This window comes from Belnapia sp. AC561 (assembly GCF_979252845.1).
Genome location: NZ_CEEDBP010000001.1, coordinates 209,607 through 225,798, shown reverse-complemented (window position 1 = coordinate 225,798; position 16,192 = coordinate 209,607). Strand labels below are relative to the sequence as shown.

Annotated in this window: 15 protein-coding genes and 1 tRNA gene; 8 read left to right on the top strand and 8 right to left on the bottom strand. The window is 70.1% G+C overall.

Translation table 11 applies throughout. From position 1 onward, the window contains the following. Nucleotides 1-19: 19 nt before the first annotated feature. Nucleotides 20-760: a sensor histidine kinase gene (locus tag AC0IW9_RS01165; RefSeq protein ID WP_471646368.1), complete on the bottom strand. Its 741-nt coding sequence runs from the start codon at nt 758-760 to the stop codon at nt 20-22. Between the two features lie 37 nt (nt 761-797). Continuing rightward, a complete protein-coding gene (rpmB, locus tag AC0IW9_RS01160; RefSeq protein ID WP_471646367.1) occupies nt 798-1,103 on the bottom strand; it encodes a 50S ribosomal protein L28 in 306 nt (101 codons plus the stop codon). A gap of 149 nt (nt 1,104-1,252) precedes the next feature. On the opposite strand from rpmB, the gene AC0IW9_RS01155 reads away from it, so the two are divergent. The 6 genes from AC0IW9_RS01155 to AC0IW9_RS01130 all read left to right on the top strand — a co-directional run bounded on the left by AC0IW9_RS01155 (nt 1,253) and on the right by AC0IW9_RS01130 (nt 6,636). Beyond that, entirely contained in the window at nt 1,253-2,005 is a 753-nt protein-coding gene (locus AC0IW9_RS01155; RefSeq protein ID WP_471646366.1) for an SDR family NAD(P)-dependent oxidoreductase, read from the top strand. 104 nt (nt 2,006-2,109) lie between these two features. Then, complete coding sequence (locus AC0IW9_RS01150; protein WP_471646365.1) at nt 2,110-3,114, top strand: ABC transporter substrate-binding protein; 1,005 nt, start codon at nt 2,110-2,112, stop codon at nt 3,112-3,114. Continuing rightward, the gene (locus tag AC0IW9_RS01145; protein ID WP_471646364.1) at nt 3,111-3,878 is read left to right on the top strand and encodes an ABC transporter ATP-binding protein; all 768 of its coding nucleotides are present in this window, start codon (nt 3,111-3,113) and stop codon (nt 3,876-3,878) included. The genes AC0IW9_RS01150 and AC0IW9_RS01145 overlap by 4 nt, the downstream gene beginning before the upstream one ends. Next, nucleotides 3,868-4,638, top strand: coding sequence for an ABC transporter permease (locus AC0IW9_RS01140; RefSeq protein WP_471646363.1), 771 nt, complete (start codon nt 3,868-3,870; stop codon nt 4,636-4,638). The genes AC0IW9_RS01145 and AC0IW9_RS01140 overlap by 11 nt, the downstream gene beginning before the upstream one ends. A 67-nt stretch (nt 4,639-4,705) precedes the next feature. Continuing rightward, a complete protein-coding gene (locus AC0IW9_RS01135) occupies nt 4,706-6,214 on the top strand; it encodes an amidohydrolase family protein (protein WP_471646362.1) in 1,509 nt (502 codons plus the stop codon). A gap of 62 nt (nt 6,215-6,276) precedes the next feature. Further along, nucleotides 6,277-6,636 (top strand): SnoaL-like domain-containing protein, encoded by a 360-nt coding sequence (locus AC0IW9_RS01130; protein ID WP_471646361.1) that lies wholly within the window; start codon nt 6,277-6,279, stop codon nt 6,634-6,636. Between the two features lie 99 nt (nt 6,637-6,735). Here AC0IW9_RS01130 and ilvD read toward each other — a convergent pair whose 3' ends face one another. The 4 genes from ilvD to AC0IW9_RS01110 all read right to left on the bottom strand — a co-directional run bounded on the left by ilvD (nt 6,736) and on the right by AC0IW9_RS01110 (nt 10,348). Beyond that, entirely contained in the window at nt 6,736-8,592 is a 1,857-nt protein-coding gene (gene ilvD / locus AC0IW9_RS01125; RefSeq protein ID WP_471646360.1) for a dihydroxy-acid dehydratase, read from the bottom strand. Between the two features lie 50 nt (nt 8,593-8,642). Further along, nucleotides 8,643-8,724, bottom strand: a tRNA-Tyr gene (locus tag AC0IW9_RS01120). Nucleotides 8,725-8,813: 89 nt separating this feature from the next. Continuing rightward, nucleotides 8,814-9,362 (bottom strand): hypothetical protein, encoded by a 549-nt coding sequence (locus AC0IW9_RS01115; protein ID WP_471646359.1) that lies wholly within the window; start codon nt 9,360-9,362, stop codon nt 8,814-8,816. After that, the gene (locus AC0IW9_RS01110; RefSeq protein ID WP_471646358.1) at nt 9,359-10,348 is read right to left on the bottom strand and encodes a hypothetical protein; all 990 of its coding nucleotides are present in this window, start codon (nt 10,346-10,348) and stop codon (nt 9,359-9,361) included. Before AC0IW9_RS01110 ends, AC0IW9_RS01115 begins: the two co-directional genes overlap by 4 nt. Nucleotides 10,349-10,538: 190 nt before the next feature. On the opposite strand from AC0IW9_RS01110, the gene AC0IW9_RS01105 reads away from it, so the two are divergent. Further along, nucleotides 10,539-12,236, top strand: coding sequence for a peroxidase family protein (locus tag AC0IW9_RS01105; protein ID WP_471646357.1), 1,698 nt, complete (start codon nt 10,539-10,541; stop codon nt 12,234-12,236). A 31-nt stretch (nt 12,237-12,267) separates the two neighbouring features. Then, on the top strand, nt 12,268-12,690 hold the full coding sequence (locus AC0IW9_RS01100; protein ID WP_471646356.1) for a hypothetical protein: 423 nt from the start codon (nt 12,268-12,270) through the stop codon (nt 12,688-12,690). Nucleotides 12,691-12,703: 13 nt separating this feature from the next. Here AC0IW9_RS01100 and AC0IW9_RS01095 read toward each other — a convergent pair whose 3' ends face one another. Next, entirely contained in the window at nt 12,704-14,827 is a 2,124-nt protein-coding gene (locus tag AC0IW9_RS01095; protein WP_471646355.1) for a BTAD domain-containing putative transcriptional regulator, read from the bottom strand. A gap of 42 nt (nt 14,828-14,869) precedes the next feature. Then, entirely contained in the window at nt 14,870-16,177 is a 1,308-nt protein-coding gene (locus tag AC0IW9_RS01090) for a YcaO-like family protein (protein WP_471646354.1), read from the bottom strand. Nucleotides 16,178-16,192 lie beyond the last annotated feature (15 nt).

The following is a 16,192-nucleotide window of genomic DNA, read 5'->3' as shown; positions in this document are numbered from 1 at the left end:
GGGGCAGCAACGCCCCCCGTCAGCCTGTCAGCCTTTCCCGCGGCAGGGTCATCCAGGCGCGGGTGCCGATGCCGGGCACCGCTTCCAGCCGCAGCGCGCCCCCATGGGCCTCCAGCAGCGAGCGGGCCAGGGCAAGGCCGAGGCCGATGCCGCGCGTGCCATCGGGCCTGGCACCGGACAGGTCGCCGGCCGGGATGCCGGCCCCCTCATCCTCGATGACGATGGCCAGGCTGTCGTGGCTCAGCACCGGGCGCAGGTCGATCCATTCGTCGTGCCGGGTCATCCGGGCAGCACGGCTGAGTACCTGAACCAGCGCGCCATGCAGGGCGCGGCGGTCGGCCTCCAACGCCAGCGGCGCGAAGTCCGGCGAAAGCCGCCACTGCCGCCGGCAAGGTTCGAGCTGCAGGGTCAGGGTGGCGACCACCTCCTCGAGCAAGGGGGCGAGCGGCACGAGTCCCTGGTCGAGGCGGCGCGGTGCGGCCTCGGCGGCCAGGGAATCGTTGACGTCATCGGCCAGGGCCAGCAGCCGCTGCGCCGCGGCGGCAGCCGGGCCCGGCAGCGCCAGCAGGGCGAAGCCGGAGGTCTGGAGCTCATGCGCGACCATGCCAAGGCAACGGCCCCGGATTGCGGCCTGGCACCGGGCGGCGGCGGCGGCGGCCTGGGCGGCGCGCAGCCGGCGGTCCAACCGCAGGGCCAGGCCAGCGGTGAGCATCGCCAGGCCCAGGGCCAGTCCGATCAGGGCATAAAAAAAGCCGGGCATGGGCCCGGCTTTTCGCAGCAGCGCGTGAAGCGGCAGTTTACGCCGCGGCGCTGACGGCCTTCTTCGCCTGGGCGCGCAGGATGCGGCGCTTCAGGACCAGGGCTTCGGCCGGAAGGTTCCGGTTCGGCGTGCCGATCAGGAAGGCATCGAGGCCACCATTGTGCTCGATGGTGCGGATGCCATTGGTGGTCAGCCGCAGCTGGATGCTGGAGGCCAGCACATCCGAGAAGAAGGAGGTGTCCTGCAGGTTGGGCAGGAAGCGCCGGCGGGACTTGTTGTTGGCGTGGCTGACGTTGTTACCCGTCAAGACGCCTTTGCCGGTGATGCCGCAGCGGCGGGCCATGATGCAAATCCTGAAAGCAGGGTACGCGGCAATAGCCACGCACGGAGGTGGTGAAGAAGGTGGGGTCCTATGCCGTGCGCCGGGGGTGGCGTCAAGGCCGGGGTTGCGCGAGGCTCCGCCCCAAGCAGACCAAGGGGAAGGGAAACGCCATGCGTCTCGCCAACAAGACCGCCCTCGTCACCGGGGCCGCCTCCGGCATGGGGGCCGCAACCGCCCGGCTTTTCGCCCGGGAGGGGGCCAAGGTGGCCGTTGCCGATATGCTCGAGGGGGATGGCCAGGCCGTGGCCGCCGCCATCACCGCCGCCGGCGGCACCGCGCAATTCGTCAAGCTGGACGTGGCCGAGGAAGACCAGTGGGAAGCCGCCGTCGCCGCGGTGACCGGGGCCTGGGGCGGACTCGACATACTGGTCAACAATGCCGGCATCTCCGGCAGCGCAACCAACAACCTGTACGACACCGCCCTGTGGGACCGGATCATGGCGGTGAATGCCCGCGGCGTCTTCCTCGGCGTGAAGCATGCCGTCGCCGCGATGCGGGCCCGGGGCGGCGGGTCGATCGTCAACCTTTCCTCCATCTCGGGCAACGTGGGGCAGGAGAGGATCCATTGCGCCTACAACGCCTCCAAGGCTGCGGTGCGGCTGCTGACCAAGTCGGTCGCGGTGCAGGAAGGCCCGGCGAAGATCAGGCTCAATACCGTCCACCCCGGGTTGATGCCGCCGATGCGGACCTCGGGCGCCACGGCGGACCCGGTGTTCCGGGCCAAGATGCTCGGGCATGTGCCGCTGGCGCGGTCGGGCGAGGTGGACGAGGTGGCCTATGCCATCCTCTTCCTCGCCTCGGACGAAAGTTCCTACATGACGGGGTCCGAGCTGCATGTGGATGGCGGCTACCTCGCCTCCTGACGCCGCCCTGCCCCCGACCTGGCTTGCCAGGGGGGCGGAAACCGAGTCTCATTCCGCCCGGGACGGCTCGCGACGCGGCACCACAACGATGATCGGAGACGACGATGGTGCTCAAGACCATCGCGGCCGGCGTCTGCGCGCTCCTGCTCGCCGCCGCCCCCGCGCAAGCCCAGACACCCGCGCCCGGGACAGCGCCCGACCGGGCGCTGCTGCAGCTCGACTGGATCCCGACCGGCGAGCACGCGGCCTATTTCGCCGGCGTCGGCCGCGGCTTCTGGCGGGAGCAGGGGATAGAGCTGGCACTGGCCCGCGGCTATGGCTCGGGCGATACGGTGAACAAGCTGGCGGCCGGCGCGGCGCAGTTCGGCGTGGCCGATCTCGGCGCCGTGCTGGCGGCCCGGGCGCGGCAGAGCGTGCCGGTGCGGTCCATCTCGGCGATCTATACCCATTCGCCGCATTCGCTCTTCGTCCTGCGCAGCAGCGGCATCACCACCTTCCGCGGGCTGGAAGGCAAGCGGATCGCCGTCACCCCCGGCAATAGCCACCGGCTGTATTTCCCCGAGGTCGCCCGCCGCGCCGGGACCGACCCGGATCGCATCACCTGGGTCAATACCGATGCCTCCGCCATGGCGGCGCTGCTGATCACCCGGCGGGTGGATGCGGCACCCTTCTATTCGATCCACCACTACTACACGAACAAGGCGGCGCTCGCGGCCGGGGAGGAAATCGTCGTCCTGCCCTTCGTCGAGACCGGCTTCGCCATCTACGCCGCCTCCATCGCCACCACCGACGACATGCTGGCCAAGAACCCGGAGCTGGTCCGGCGCTTCCTGCGCGGGTTGCAGCGCAGCCTCGAATGGTCGCGCGACAACCAGGCGGAGGCCTGCAAGCTGCACGTCGCCCGCAACCCGGAAGTGGCGCAGGACGACTGCGAAGGCTCGCTGAAGGCGGTGATGAGCTTCGTCTTCACCGACCATGCGCGGGAGACCGGGCTCGGCCGCTTCGGCGCCGAGCGCCTGGCCAATACCTGGCGGGTGGTGGCGGAAAGCCTGCAACTGCCCCCCGCCTGGGACCCCACCCAGGCGGTGGATACAAGCCTGCTGCCGTGATCCGGCTCGACCGGGTGAGCAAGAGCTTCGGCAGCGTCGAGGCCTTGCAGGACGTCTCGCTGACCGTCGGCGCCGGCGAATTCGTCGCCATCGTCGGCGCCTCCGGCTGCGGCAAATCCACCCTGCTGCGGCTGGTGGCGGGGCTGGTGCCCGTCACCGCCGGGCATGTGGTGCTGGGCGGCACGGCGGTGACCGAGCCGCGCGCCGATACCGCCATGGTCTTCCAGGCGGCGACCCTGCTGCCCTGGGCCGATGTGCTGCGCAACGTGACCTTCCCGTTGCGGCTGATGCGGAAGGCCAAAGGGAAGATGCTTGGCGATACGGAAGCCCGCGCCCGCACCCTGCTGGCGACGGCCGGCCTCGCCGGCTTCGAGCACCGGTTGCCGCGCGAGCTTTCGGGCGGCATGCAGCAGCGCGTCGCCATCTGCCGCGCCCTGCTGCAGGACCCCCGCGTGCTGCTGATGGATGAGCCCTTCGGCGCGCTGGATGCGCTGACGCGGGAGGAGATGAGCCTCGAGCTGCTGCGGATCTGGCAGGGCCGGGAAATGGCGGTGGTCTTCGTCACCCATTCCATCCCGGAGGCGGTGCTGCTGGCCGACCGGGTGGTGGTCATGTCCCCCCGCCCCGGCCGCATCGCCGAGATCATCGAGGTCGGCCTGCCGCGGCCGCGCAGCTTCGACCAGGAAGGTACGCCGGAATTCCAGCGGGCGGCGCAGCGCATCCGGGCGCTGATCTATGGCGGGAGGACGGCGCATGCGGCTTAGCATCCGGGGCGCCCTGCCCTCCCTGGTCGCGGTGGTGGCACTGTTCGCCATCTGGGAAGGCGCCTGCCGCGCCTTCGGCATCCGCCCCTTCATCCTGCCGATGCCGAGCCTGATCGCCGCCGAGACCTGGGGCGCCTGGCCGGTGGTGCTGAACCATACGCTGGCCACCTTCGGCACCGTGATGTGGGGCTTCGCCGCCTCGGTGCTGATCTCGCTGCCGCTGGCCATGCTGATCGCCTCCTCGCCGGCGATCTCGGCGGCGATCTATCCGCTGCTGGTCATCACCCAGTCCATCCCGAAGGTGGCCCTCGCGCCGATCCTGATCGTGGCCCTCGGCGCCAACGAGCTGCCGCGGATCATCGTGACCTTCCTGGTGGCCTTCTTCCCGCTGGTGGTGGGCACCGTCGCCGGGCTGCTGGCGACGCCGCCGGAGCTGATCGAACTGGGCCGCGCCTGCCGGGCGGGCAAGCTGCAGGAGTTGCTGCGGATCCGGCTGCCCTTCGCGGTGCCCTTCGTCTTCGGCGGGCTGAAGGTGGCGGCTGCCCTGGCAGTGGTCGGCGCGGTGGTCGCGGAATTCGTCGGCGCCGATGCCGGCCTCGGCTACCTGATCCAGACCTCGATGGCCTTCTTCCGCACGCCGCTGGCCTTCGGTGCCGTGGTGCTGCTGGCGGTGATGGGGATCGTGCTGTTCCAGGCCGTCTCGATCGCCGAGCGGGTACTCTTCCCATGGTCCAGCGGCGTCGACCGCCCGGTAGCCTGACTCAGAAAAATAGAAGGAGGCTTGGAGGAATACCTTCCTCCAACCTTGCTTCCTTGGGAGACCCAAGATGGCCATACCCGAAAAAGGCTTTCTCCTCATCCGTGGCGCCCTGCTGACGGATCCGTCCCGGCGCCGCGGCGAGCCGACCGACGTCCTGATCCAGGATGGCGTGATCCAGTCCATGGGCACCGGCCTCACGGCCCCCGAGGGCACCCCGGTCTTCGACGCGACCGGCCTGCTGATGCACCCCGGCCTGATCAACGCCCATACCCATGGCCATACCGGCCTCGCCAAGGGCATGGGCGACAAATGGACGCTGGAGCTGCTGCTGGCCGCGGCCCCCTGGATCGGCGGCAACCGCACCACCGAGGACAAAAAGCTCACCACCCTGATCTGCGCCGCCGAGATGGTGGCCAAGGGCTGCACCGCCGCCTACGACCTCTACTACGAATTCCCGCTGCCGACGCGGGACGGGCTGGATGCCGCCGCCGCGGCCTATGCCGAGGCCGGGATGCGCGCGGTGATCGCGCCGATGGTCGCCGACCGCAACATGTACGAGGCGATCCCCGGGCTGATGGATGCCCTGCCGAATGCGCTGCAAAGCCAAGTCGCGCGGCTGAAGATGATGCCCTTCCAGCAAACGCTGAGTGCCATCGGCGAGGTCCTCAAGCACTGGCGCTGGTCGGGCCAGGACATCCTGCCGGCGGTCGCGCCGACCATCCCGCTGCATTGCGCCGATGAGTTCATGTGCGGCTGCGCCCGGCTGGCGCGGGAACACGGCGTCGGCCTGCATAGCCATGTCGGCGAGAGCAAGGTCCAGGCCGTCGTCGGCCGGAAGAAATACGGCAAGACGCTGGTGGCGCATCTGGATGGGCTCGGCCTTCTCGGCCCGGACTTCACCGCCGCGCATGCGGTCTGGCTGGACGACGACGACTTCAAGCGCCTGGCCGACCACGGCGCCTCCATGGCGCATAACCCGGGGTCCAACATGCGGCTCGGCAATGGCATGTTCCGACTGCGCCAGGCGCTCGATGCCGGCTGCAACGTCGGCATCGGCACCGATGGCGCGAGCTGCGCCGACAATCAGAACATGTACGAGGCGATGCGCTACGCCTCGATGCTGTCCAAGGTGCAGACGCCGGACCCGCGCTTCTGGGCGACCAGCGACGAGGTCTACAAGGCGGCGACGCTGGGCTCGGCCAGGGCGCTGGGCTTCAAGGACCTCGGCCTCCTCGCCCCGGGCTACAAGGCCGATATCGTTTTCCTCGACCTCGGCAGCATCAACTGGATTCCGCACAATTGGTCGACCAACCAGATCGTCCATACCGAGGACGGCGGCGGGGTGAGGCACGTGATGACCGGCGGCCGCTTCATCTTCAAGGACGGCCGCCACACCACGCTCGACCTGGCGAAGCTGGCGGTCGAGGCCGAGGCGGCGCGGGCGCGGCTGGAGGCGCTGAATGCCGAATGGGCCGAGCTCTACACGAAGCTGGAGCCGGTGGTCGCCAGCTTCTGCCCCGCCATCGCGGCCCAGCCCTATCACCTGAAACGTTATCTTTGCGATTCGCCTGCTTGAACTTCGGCATCGGTTCTTGATACGTTCCCTTCGGCGCCAGGATGCGCCGGAGGGCTCCAAGAATGGACACGCAAGCGATCGCCAGGGAATTCGTGGCGCTGTGCCAGGCCGGCCAATTCGCCGAGGCCGGCGAGCGCTTCTGGGCCGATGACGTGGTGAGCATCGAAGCCATGGGACCGGTGCCGGTCTCCACCGGCATCGCCGCCGTGCGCGGCAAGTCCGAATGGTGGTACGCCAACCACGAGATCCACAGCGCCACCGCCGCCGGCCCCTACGTGAATGGCGACCAATTCGCGGTGCGCTTCAGCATCGACGTCACCATGCGCGCCTCCGGCCAGCGGATGGCGATGGAGGAGGTCGGGCTCTATACGCTCCGCGACGGCAAGATCGTCGAGGAGCGCTTCTTCTTCGGTATCGGCTAGAGAGCGATCCGCGCCAAAAGAAGCGCGCATCGCTCTCTAGCTTATTGTTGTGTCGCCTGATTCACGTCCTTCGGCGGGTCCGCCTCGGACGATCACGCTCTAACCCCGCCGCAACCCCTTCAGGTCCCGCACCGCACCGCGCGCGGCGCTGGTGACCATGGCGCCATAGGCCCTGAGCGCAGTCGAGACCTGGCGCGCGCGGGGCTCGGCCGGCTGCCAGGCGGCATCGCCCTTGGCCTCCATGGCGGCACGGCGGGTGGCGATCACGTCATCGGCCACCGCGAGGTGGATGGTGCGGTTCGGGATGTCGATCTCGATCCGGTCGCCGCTCTCGACCAGCCCGACCAGCCCGCCCTCCGCCGCTTCCGGCGACAGATGGCCGATCGACAGGCCGGAGGACCCGCCGGAGAAGCGGCCATCGGTCACCAGCGCGCAGACCTTCCCGAGGCCCTTCGACTTCAGGTAGCTGGTCGGATAGAGCATCTCCTGCATGCCGGGCCCGCCGCGCGGCCCCTCGTAGCGCACCAGCACGATGTCGCCCGGCACCACCTTGCCGCCGAGGATGCCCTCCACCGCCGCATCCTGGCTCTCGAAGACCTTGGCCGGCCCGGCGAAGACCAGGATCGAGCTGTCGACGCCCGCGGTCTTCACGATGCAGCCGTCGAGCGCGAGGTTGCCGTAGAGCACCGCCAGGCCGCCATCCTGCGAGAAGGCATGCGCCTTGTCGCGGATCACGCCGCCGGCGCGGTCGGTATCCAGGCTTTCCCAGCGCATGTCCTGGCTGAAGGCGACCGTGGTCGGGATGCCGCCCGGCGCCGCCTGGAAGAAGTGGCGCACCTTGTCGTCCGCCGTCCGCTGCACGTCCCAGCGCGCCAGCGCCTCGGCCAGGGAGGGCGCATCGACGCGGCTGCAGCTGGCATCGATCAGCCCGGCCCGGTCGAGCTCGCCCAGGATGCCCATGATGCCGCCGGCCCGGTGCACGTCCTCGACATGCACGTTGGCGACCGAAGGCGCGACCTTGCAGAGCACCGGCACCCGGCGCGACAGCCGGTCGATGTCCTGCATGCTGAAGTCGACATGGCCCTCATGCGCCGCGGCCAGCAGGTGCAGCACGGTATTGGTCGAGCCGCCCATGGCGATATCCAGGGTCATCGCATTCTCGAAGGCGGCGACGGTCGCGATGTTGCGTGGCAGGACCGACATGTCGTCGGTCTCGTAATGCGCCCGGGTGATCTCGACGATCTTGCGACCGGCTTCGAGGAACAACGCCTTCCGGTCGGCATGCGTCGCCACGACGGTGCCATTGCCCGGCAACGCCAGGCCCAGCGCCTCGGTCAGGCAATTCATCGAATTGGCGGTGAACATGCCGGAGCAGGACCCGCAGGTCGGGCAGGCGGAACGCTCGATCACCTCGACCTCGGCATCGGTGATGCTGCTGTCGGCCGCGGCGATCATCGCGTCGATCAGGTCGACGCTGCGCTTCTGGCCGCGATGCACCACCTTGCCGGCTTCCATCGGCCCGCCGGAGACGAAGATGACCGGGATGTTCAGCCGCATGGCCGCCATCAGCATGCCCGGCGTGATCTTGTCGCAGTTGGAGATGCAGACCATCGCATCGGCGCAATGCGCATTGACCATGTACTCGACGCTATCGGCGATCAGGTCGCGCGACGGCAGGCTGTACAGCATGCCGTCATGGCCCATGGCGATGCCGTCGTCGACCGCGATGGTGTTGAATTCCTTGGCCACGCCGCCGGCCGCCTCGATCTCCCGCGCCACCATCTGGCCAAGGTCCTTGAGGTGGACATGGCCGGGGACGAATTGGGTGAAGCTGTTCACCACGGCGATGATCGGCTTGCCGAAGTCGCCGTCCTTCATCCCCGTCGCGCGCCACAGACCGCGGGCGCCGGCCATGTTGCGGCCATGGGTGGTGGTGCGCGAACGATACTGGGGCATGTCGGGGATCCCGCCTGGATTGCTCGCAGCGGCTGGGACGGGCCAAGACATGGAGGGGGTTGGATTCGAACCAACGTAGGCGTAGCCAGCGGATTTACAGTCCGCCCCCTTTAGCCACTCGGGCACCCCTCCGCAGTCCTGGTGGTCAAGGCCCGCGAGAGGCGGCGGGTTATCCGGTTTCGGGCCAGCCTGTCAATCCGCCCCGTACCGTTCGCCGTCCTTTACCGTCGCCCGACCTGGCCATTGGCCAGGAACTCACCCATCCAGGGCCGCCGATGACCGGTCAAGTTCCAGCCGGTCGCCTCCGCCGCACCCTCCGGCGGGTCCGGGACATCGGCGCGGACTTCCTGGCGGTCGCGCTCACCGCGCAGATGCGCATAGCGGCCGGCCGCCTCCAGCCGCAGGGCGCTGGCCGGTCCGGCGAGGCGGGCGATGCCGTCGCTGGGATGGAACACGCCGGCGACGGTCACGCCCGGCGGCAGGTGCCGCGCCAGCAGGAAATTATGGCCATCCCCACCCAGTCGCAGCCCGAGGAAGGTCGCCTGCGGCCGCAGGCCCTCCGGTGGCGGCGCCGAATCGGGTCCCTCAGCCGGTCCGGCCCGGGCGATGCTGAGATACTCGCCCTCCAGACCCCAGCGGCAGACGATCAGCCATTCCCGCGTCGCCTGCCCCGCGCGATGCGGCGCGCCATAAGGGGATAGGGTGAGGCTGGCCCGCATGGCCATGACGAAGCCTTCGGGCACCATGCCAAGAATTGCCGCTTCGATCATGCCGCACCACCTCGCCGGGTAATTTCCAGGAAATTGGTTTCCGGCCGCTCGCCGGAGATGACCCGGCAGGTCGCGGTCTCGGCCGCCGGGATGCCATGGGCCAGCCGCATCACCCCGCCCGGGTCGCGCTGGAAGCGGACCCAGTCGAAGCAGGCCTCGTGGTAGGCGGCATCGGCCATGTCCCGGTCGGTATTCGCCACCACCAGCCGGCCGCCCGGTCGCAACAGCGCGAAGCAGGCGGCGGTGACGGTATGGGCCAGCCGGTCCGTCAGGTCGTCGTAGAGGGCGACCGCATAGACCAGGTCGAAGGCACCACGCGGCAGGGTGCCGTCGAAGGTCGCCTTGGGGCTGCGATGCAGCGTCTCGATCCCGCGCGCCGCCTGTTCGACCTGCACCACGGCCAGCGAGGCGGCATCCTGGTCGAGCGCCACGAAGCGGCCGATGCGCCCGCCCCGGACGGCACGGGACAGGTCGGCCTCCCGCAGATGCGCCGCCCCCAGGGCGAGGATATGCGGCGCCCGGCGCTGTTCGGCCGCCGCGTCGATCCGCTCCGCCATGGTGGTGATGCGCTCGCGCGCCGCAAGCGCCGCCGGGGCGGCGAGGTCGCGGCGGAACAGGTCGAGACCGAGCGGGGTCACCGGCTCGTTCTCCAGCGCCGCCTCGCCCAGGTAGAGCATGTCCAGCATGGGGGCATCGCCGGCATAGCCGCGTGGCTTGCGGTAGCCGCGCCGGGCCAGCGGGTTCTCGTGCAGCAGCGGCAGCAGCGGGTGCGCCCGCACCGCAGCGATGGTGCGCTGCCAGCTGGCCGGTGCCGCGGTGTTCCGCAGCCAGCGAAGCCCCTCGGCCAGGCCATCCGCCGCCGCCGCCGCGGCCTCGCCACCCTTGAGCCTGGCGAGGGCGAGATCCATCAGGCTGCGCGGGTCCGGCGGTGCGGAAGCCTGCGACAGCCCAGGGGGATTGACCACCTGGATCGGCATATGGGTCATCGTGACGCCTCATTGCATTGGGCCACCGGCTCAGCCGATCGGTGGCCATCTCATGCCGCGGAGACTGGCGCAGCCACCGTGACCCCAGCGTGATTGCCTGGGGTGCATGGTCATGCAACGAACGAATCACGCTAGGGTCACGCCCACCCGCACAGGATGCCGGCGTGGGTGGAGTTGGGGACATGAACGCATGACAGCGGATACGGGTCCGAAGGGGGGCGCTGCGGCGGCCTGTCCCTTTGCCGGCGGGCAGCCGAAGCCGGGCGGCGCGCAGGATGGCATCCTCGGCCCCCTGCCGGGATTCCGGCACTTCCTGGGCGCCCCCGGCGCGGCGGAACGCTTCCAGGTGGATGGCGCGGACCCGCGGCAATCCGCCGATGCCATGGCGGTCCTGCGCCGCCGGCTGCGCGGCCTGGCGCTGCTGATGGGCAACCGGCCGGCGCATGCGGCGGAGAATCCGCAGATCCCGTCGGGCTATACCTATCTGCTCCAGCTGACGGCGCATGACCTGGTCTCGACGACAACCGGCTTCTGGTCGGCCGGTGGGCCGCGGCCGGGCGTCGCCAATGCCGCCGGCGCGCCGCTCCGGCTGCGCACGCTCTATGGCGATGGCCCGGGTGCCTGCCCCTTCGCCTTCGCCCCGGATGGCGCCCGCGACCTGACGCGCAGCCGCTTCCGGCTTTCCGCCATCCGCGATGCGCCGGCCGCGACGCCCGATGCCGGCGCCTACCGCGACATCGGCCGTGCGGCGACGCCGGGCACGCTCGGGACCCGGCGGGGCAGCGGGGAAGCCCTGCTGGCCGATACCCGGAACGACCAGTCGGCCCTGCTCGCCCAGGTCACCGGCCTGTTCGAGATGCTGCACAACGCCATCCTCGACATGATCCCGCCGGTCGGCACCCTGCCCGCCAAGGCGATGCGGGAGGCCGCGGCGGCCCGCTTCGCCGTGGCGCGGGAGGCAACGGCGCTGATCTTCCGCGCCGTGCTGCGCACCGACGTGCTGCCGCGGATCCTGGATCCCGCGGTGCAGGCCTTCTACGGCGGCCCCGCGCCGGATCTGCTGGACCGGCCGGCCGATGGTGCCATCCCGCTGGAATTCTCGCATGGCGCCTTCCGCTTCGGCCATGCCATGGCGCGGGACAGCTATCGCATCGGCAGCTTCGCGGCGGCGCCGCTGGCGGATCTGCTGCGGCTGAATTCCAGCCGCAGCCCGAATGCGATGCCGTTGAGCCGCAATTGGATCCTGCGCTGGTCGCAGTTCTTCCCCCTGCCCGGGCTGCCGGCCCCGAATGCCAGCATGAAGCTGGGGCCGCAGCACAGCCCCATGCTGATCGCCGATGGGCTCTTCGATCCCATCGCGGAGGGCGATCCCTTCGGCGTCGCCTTCCGGGACCTGATGAGTTCGAGCCTCGCCGGCCTGCGTTCGGTGAACGACCTGGCGACGCAGCTGCTGCGGCTGCGGCCCAGGCTGGCCGCCTTCTCGCCGATGCTGGTGGATGCGGCGGCGCGGCGGTCGGCCTTGGCCGCCTGGCTCAGCCGCGACCCGGCGCTGAGCCTGCTGGACCAAGCCGATGTCGAAGCCCTGGCCGCCGAGCCGCCCCTGCCCTTCTACGTCCTGTTCGAAGCCGAGCAGGAAGCGGCAGGCGAGCGGCTCGGCATCCTCGGCTCCGTCCTGGTCGCCGAGACGATCTACGGCGCAATGCTGCGGGAGCCGCTGCCCTCCGAGACCGGCGACGGCGGGCTGGCCGCCGCGCTCGACCGGCTCTGCGCCACCTGGCTCGGGGATTGGCGCTTTCCGGACCGTCCGGTGGTGCAGGACATGCCGGGGCTGATCGCCTTCGTCGCCCGTCGGCTGGACCTGACCGCCGCCGACCCCGCCTTCCTTTGATCCCACCTTCGCCGACCAAGGAGCTGAGCCGATGATCGATCCGACCGAACCGATGGACATGGCCCCGGTGAATTACGAGAACTGGGGCAAGCTGATGAAGACCTGGGCGACTGGGGAGGATTACGTGAAGAACGGCCACCACTTCCCGGTGCCGAAGACGCTGGAGGAGGTGAAGGAGCAATTGCGGATGGCGCAGACCGGCGTGGTGCTGCCGGCCCGCATCCAGCACCTGCAGGTCGTCGTCGGGCGCAGCGACACGCTGCTGCTGCGGCTGCCGCCGCCGGATCTGGTCAAGGCCTCGGAGAAGCGACTGGCGACGGAGGATTATACCCTGCCGGCCTTCTACAACGAGCATTACGACGGCCAGGCCCCGACCGCGCTGCCGGACAAGGCGGCACGGCTGAAGTTCCATGCGCAGCGGATCGGCGACTACTCCATCGCCAACTGCCAGTAGCGGGGCCTCCGCCCTACCAGTCGTTGTGCCGGGCGCCCGCAGTGGGCAGCCCGGCGGCGGCGATCCCATCGCGCAGCCGCGTCCATTCCTCGGCACGGCGGATGGGATAGAGGTGGAGCAGCCAGCGCACCATGTCCTCCTCGCCCGGCCCGGTCTCGGCGAACCAGCTCGCCCGGACACCGCGCAGGAAGCGCTCGGCCGATTGCGCCGCCTCCTCCGTCCGGCCGAGCCGGGCGAGGGCCGCGGCGCGCCAGGCCGGCAGGGTGCGGATGACGTCCTGGGCCCGGTCGCAGGCCTCCAGCGTCGCCGCGTCGTCGCCGCGCAGATAGGCGATGGTGACCTGGTAGCCCCAGTGGGTCAGGCTCGGCATCAGCGTCATCTCGAGCGACTGCGCCGCCAGTCCCGCCGCCTGGTCATGATTGCCGCTGAAGCTGTGGAACAGCGCGGTCGAGATCAGGGTCCAGCTGTCGTTGGGGTTGAGCTCGCAGGCCAGCCGCATCGGGACCTCGGCCTGGGCATGCTGGTTGCTCATGGCCAGCGACCAGCCAAGGGTGAGCTGGGCGCGCGAATCGGTCGGGTCGAGATGCACGGCGCGCCGGGCCAGTTCCACCGCGCGCTTCTCCCGGTCGCGGCTGCGGCGTTCGCCCGGATGGATGATGTGGACCGAGTTCTCCATCTGGGCCAGCCCGCTATAGGCGGAGGAGAAAGCCGGATTGTGCTCGATGCATTCTCGGAACAACTGACCCGCGCGGGCCCAGTTCTGCGGGCTGAAGCTGCGGATCATGGCGGTCGCCCGCAGCCAGCGGTCATAGGATTCGAGCGAGACATCCGCCTCGACCGAAAGCCGCTGCAGCCGGGCGGAGGAGATCTGCAAATTCAAGGCAATCGCAATGCGGCGGACGATGTCCCGATGCGCCTCGAACCAGCCATCCAGCCGCAACTCCATCCGTTCCGACCAGACGAAGATCCCGCTGTCCTGCTCGGCAAGGGTCAGCACCATGCTGATGCGCTCGCCGACCTGATAGGTCGTGGCGCTGATGCGGTAGCGGGCGGAGACACGGTTCGCCGTCTCGGCGGCCGGCGGCATCATCGGGCCATCCACCACGAACCATTCGCGGAAGCGGACCAGGCAGGCGATCAGGTCGTGACGGAATCCCTGGGCCAGATGCAGCTGTTCCGGCGCCACGCCATTCATGGCGAAGGGCTCGACCAGCAGCGCGATCCGGGCGGGCGTACCGGCCATGCGCGGCACCGGGACGGGGGCCAGCGCTTCGTTGAGCATGGCCGCCGCCGGCGCGTTGGCCGCCGCGCCGGGCGATGGCGCATCCGCCAGGCCGGTGGCGATCGGGCCGATGCGGCCGAGCTTGATATCGGCCACCAGCGCCTGGGTCGGCGCCGAGGGCTCGGTATCGTAGTCGTCCTCCAGCAACCGCCAGAGCTGGTCGTAGGTGCGGAGCGCGGCGATGGCATCGCCGGATTCGGCATTGCCGCGCATGACGCCGCGGCAGGCTTCCTCATGCGTCGGATCGAGCTTCAGGATGGCTTCGGCCAGTCGCAGCCGGATGCTGCGGGGCTGGCTTTCCTGCCGCATCGCTGATTCGAGCGCGCGGATCAGCCGGTCGTGATAGCCCTGGCGGGTGACCATGAGCCAGCCGCGGAAGGCGGGGTCGAGGTCGTCCAGCCCCTGCAGCAGGGCTTCGCTCAACCGTTGGGTGGTGAAGAGCAGCGGATGGGATATGCCGCGTTCGGCGGCCCGCAGCACGTCGCGCGCATCCGGCACCACCGCAGCAAGGTCGAGCGCGACATTCAGCCGCCCGGCCCGCAGCGCGTTGCAGCCGATCGCCTCCAATGCCTCGCGCAACTCATGCACAACCTGGCGCAAGGAGGCACGCGCCTTCTCCTCGCTGGCCTCGCTCCACAGCAGGCCGACCAGCCTTTCCCGGCTTTCCTCACCGCTCTCGCTGAGCAGCAGATAGCCCAGCAGGGCACGGGCCTTGCGGCTGCGGATGCGCAGTTCCCGGCCGGAGGACACGGCCCGCATGGGACCAAAGAGCGAAACCAGCAGCGGCGGCGACAGGTTGATGCCCGTTGCTGCGCCCGATGCGATGGCTTGGCTTGGCTGCGATGGCTCCTCCATCCACTCCTGATCCGGTCAATGGCGCGGTGATGGCCTCTGCCCTCACAACAACGCAATTCCTCCATGATGGCAATCGCCGCTGCCGGTTTCGGCTTGGCAGGCCGCAAGCCTTTCACCGATGACCCGGCCCGGCTCGACCGCGAGGCCGGGGCACAGCATCCGCATGACCGGCACGCCGAGTTCGGGCCGGGTCAGGTCGCGGGCCAGCACCGGAATGCCCTGTTCATGCAGGCGCCCGATCAGTGCGGCCAGGGCCTCGGCCGGCGGCTCCGGCAGGTCTGCCGTCATGACCGCCGCCCCATGGGGATGCAGCAGGATGCAGCCTGCGGCATCGAGCCTCTGGTAGCGGGCGAGCAAGGCGTGATCCCGTGCATTCAATGCCGCGGCGCCGGCCTCCCGCTGCTTCGCCAGCACCACGGCATGGGCCATCTCCATCTGCGCCATCTCCCGCACCGCGGCCTCGGCGGCACGGGCGCGGCCGGGACGGGCAGCCAGGCCGCAGCAGAACCCACGGCCATCCGCCCCGGTGGAGATTGCGGCCAGCACCGGCACGCCGAGATCGGTGGTCAGGTCGAGCAACCAGCTGCGCCGGCGCCCGGCACCCTGGCGCAAGCCCTGGACCAAAGCCTGCGCCGCCGCGGCGGCCGGATCCTCCAGCGGCACCGGGCGGCCACGCCGGCCCCCGCGCCACCAGAGCGCCGCCGCATCCCGCTCCACCAATTCCAGCAGCGCATGCAGCGCCGCGGCTTCCGGCGTGGACCCGGCCGCGCAGCCGATGCTGAGCGGCCAGGGCGGCGGGAATTCCCTGACGGCATCGGGCTGACGGAAGCAGAGGCCGGCCGGAACCCAGCGGCTTCCGGGACCGTCCAGCCGCAGCATTTCCGCCCAGGAGGACGGCCTCGTGCCGGGCGGGAGCACCTGACCGAGCCATCGGGCATCAACCGCATCCGGCGGCGCTGGACGCTGCGACGCGCGATCCGCCGTGGTTTCAACGGACGCGAGCAGTTCCACCCCCTCCCCCGCACAGCTCTCGAAGGCTTGCAGCAGGCTGGTGCCGGCACCGGAGGCAGCGGCGTGCGGCAGGCCGGGCCGCGCGGCCAGCAGATCCAGCGGCACCTCCGCGCCGAAGACGGCGAGGCCCGGGGCGGTGGGACATTCGAGGCTGAAGAGGCGGGTGAAGCGGGAGGCGGCCATCAGCAACCGGGCGCGGCCCTCTTCGGCCGGACCAGGGATGGCCGGCATTGGGCAGGCCAGCCAGTCGAGGAAATCGCGCGCATCGGCCGAGCCCGAGGCGGCCGGGTCCAGCAGCATTTGCCCGGCTGCCAGGCAGATCGCGGCGGTATCATGCATCGGGGCCCCACGGGA

Coding starts and splice junctions, on each gene's coding strand:
- AC0IW9_RS01165 (WP_471646368.1), bottom strand. CDS start 760: ATGCCCGGCTTTTTTTATGCCCTGATCGGACTGGCCCTGGGCCTGGCG.
- rpmB (WP_471646367.1), bottom strand. CDS start 1,103: ATGGCCCGCCGCTGCGGCATCACCGGCAAAGGCGTCTTGACGGGTAAC.
- AC0IW9_RS01155 (WP_471646366.1), top strand. CDS start 1,253: ATGCGTCTCGCCAACAAGACCGCCCTCGTCACCGGGGCCGCCTCCGGC.
- AC0IW9_RS01150 (WP_471646365.1), top strand. CDS start 2,110: ATGGTGCTCAAGACCATCGCGGCCGGCGTCTGCGCGCTCCTGCTCGCC.
- AC0IW9_RS01140 (WP_471646363.1), top strand. CDS start 3,868: ATGCGGCTTAGCATCCGGGGCGCCCTGCCCTCCCTGGTCGCGGTGGTG.
- AC0IW9_RS01135 (WP_471646362.1), top strand. CDS start 4,706: ATGGCCATACCCGAAAAAGGCTTTCTCCTCATCCGTGGCGCCCTGCTG.
- AC0IW9_RS01130 (WP_471646361.1), top strand. CDS start 6,277: ATGGACACGCAAGCGATCGCCAGGGAATTCGTGGCGCTGTGCCAGGCC.
- ilvD (WP_471646360.1), bottom strand. CDS start 8,592: ATGCCCCAGTATCGTTCGCGCACCACCACCCATGGCCGCAACATGGCC.
- AC0IW9_RS01115 (WP_471646359.1), bottom strand. CDS start 9,362: ATGATCGAAGCGGCAATTCTTGGCATGGTGCCCGAAGGCTTCGTCATG.
- AC0IW9_RS01110 (WP_471646358.1), bottom strand. CDS start 10,348: ATGACCCATATGCCGATCCAGGTGGTCAATCCCCCTGGGCTGTCGCAG.
- AC0IW9_RS01105 (WP_471646357.1), top strand. CDS start 10,539: ATGACAGCGGATACGGGTCCGAAGGGGGGCGCTGCGGCGGCCTGTCCC.
- AC0IW9_RS01100 (WP_471646356.1), top strand. CDS start 12,268: ATGATCGATCCGACCGAACCGATGGACATGGCCCCGGTGAATTACGAG.
- AC0IW9_RS01095 (WP_471646355.1), bottom strand. CDS start 14,827: ATGGAGGAGCCATCGCAGCCAAGCCAAGCCATCGCATCGGGCGCAGCA.
- AC0IW9_RS01090 (WP_471646354.1), bottom strand. CDS start 16,177: ATGCATGATACCGCCGCGATCTGCCTGGCAGCCGGGCAAATGCTGCTG.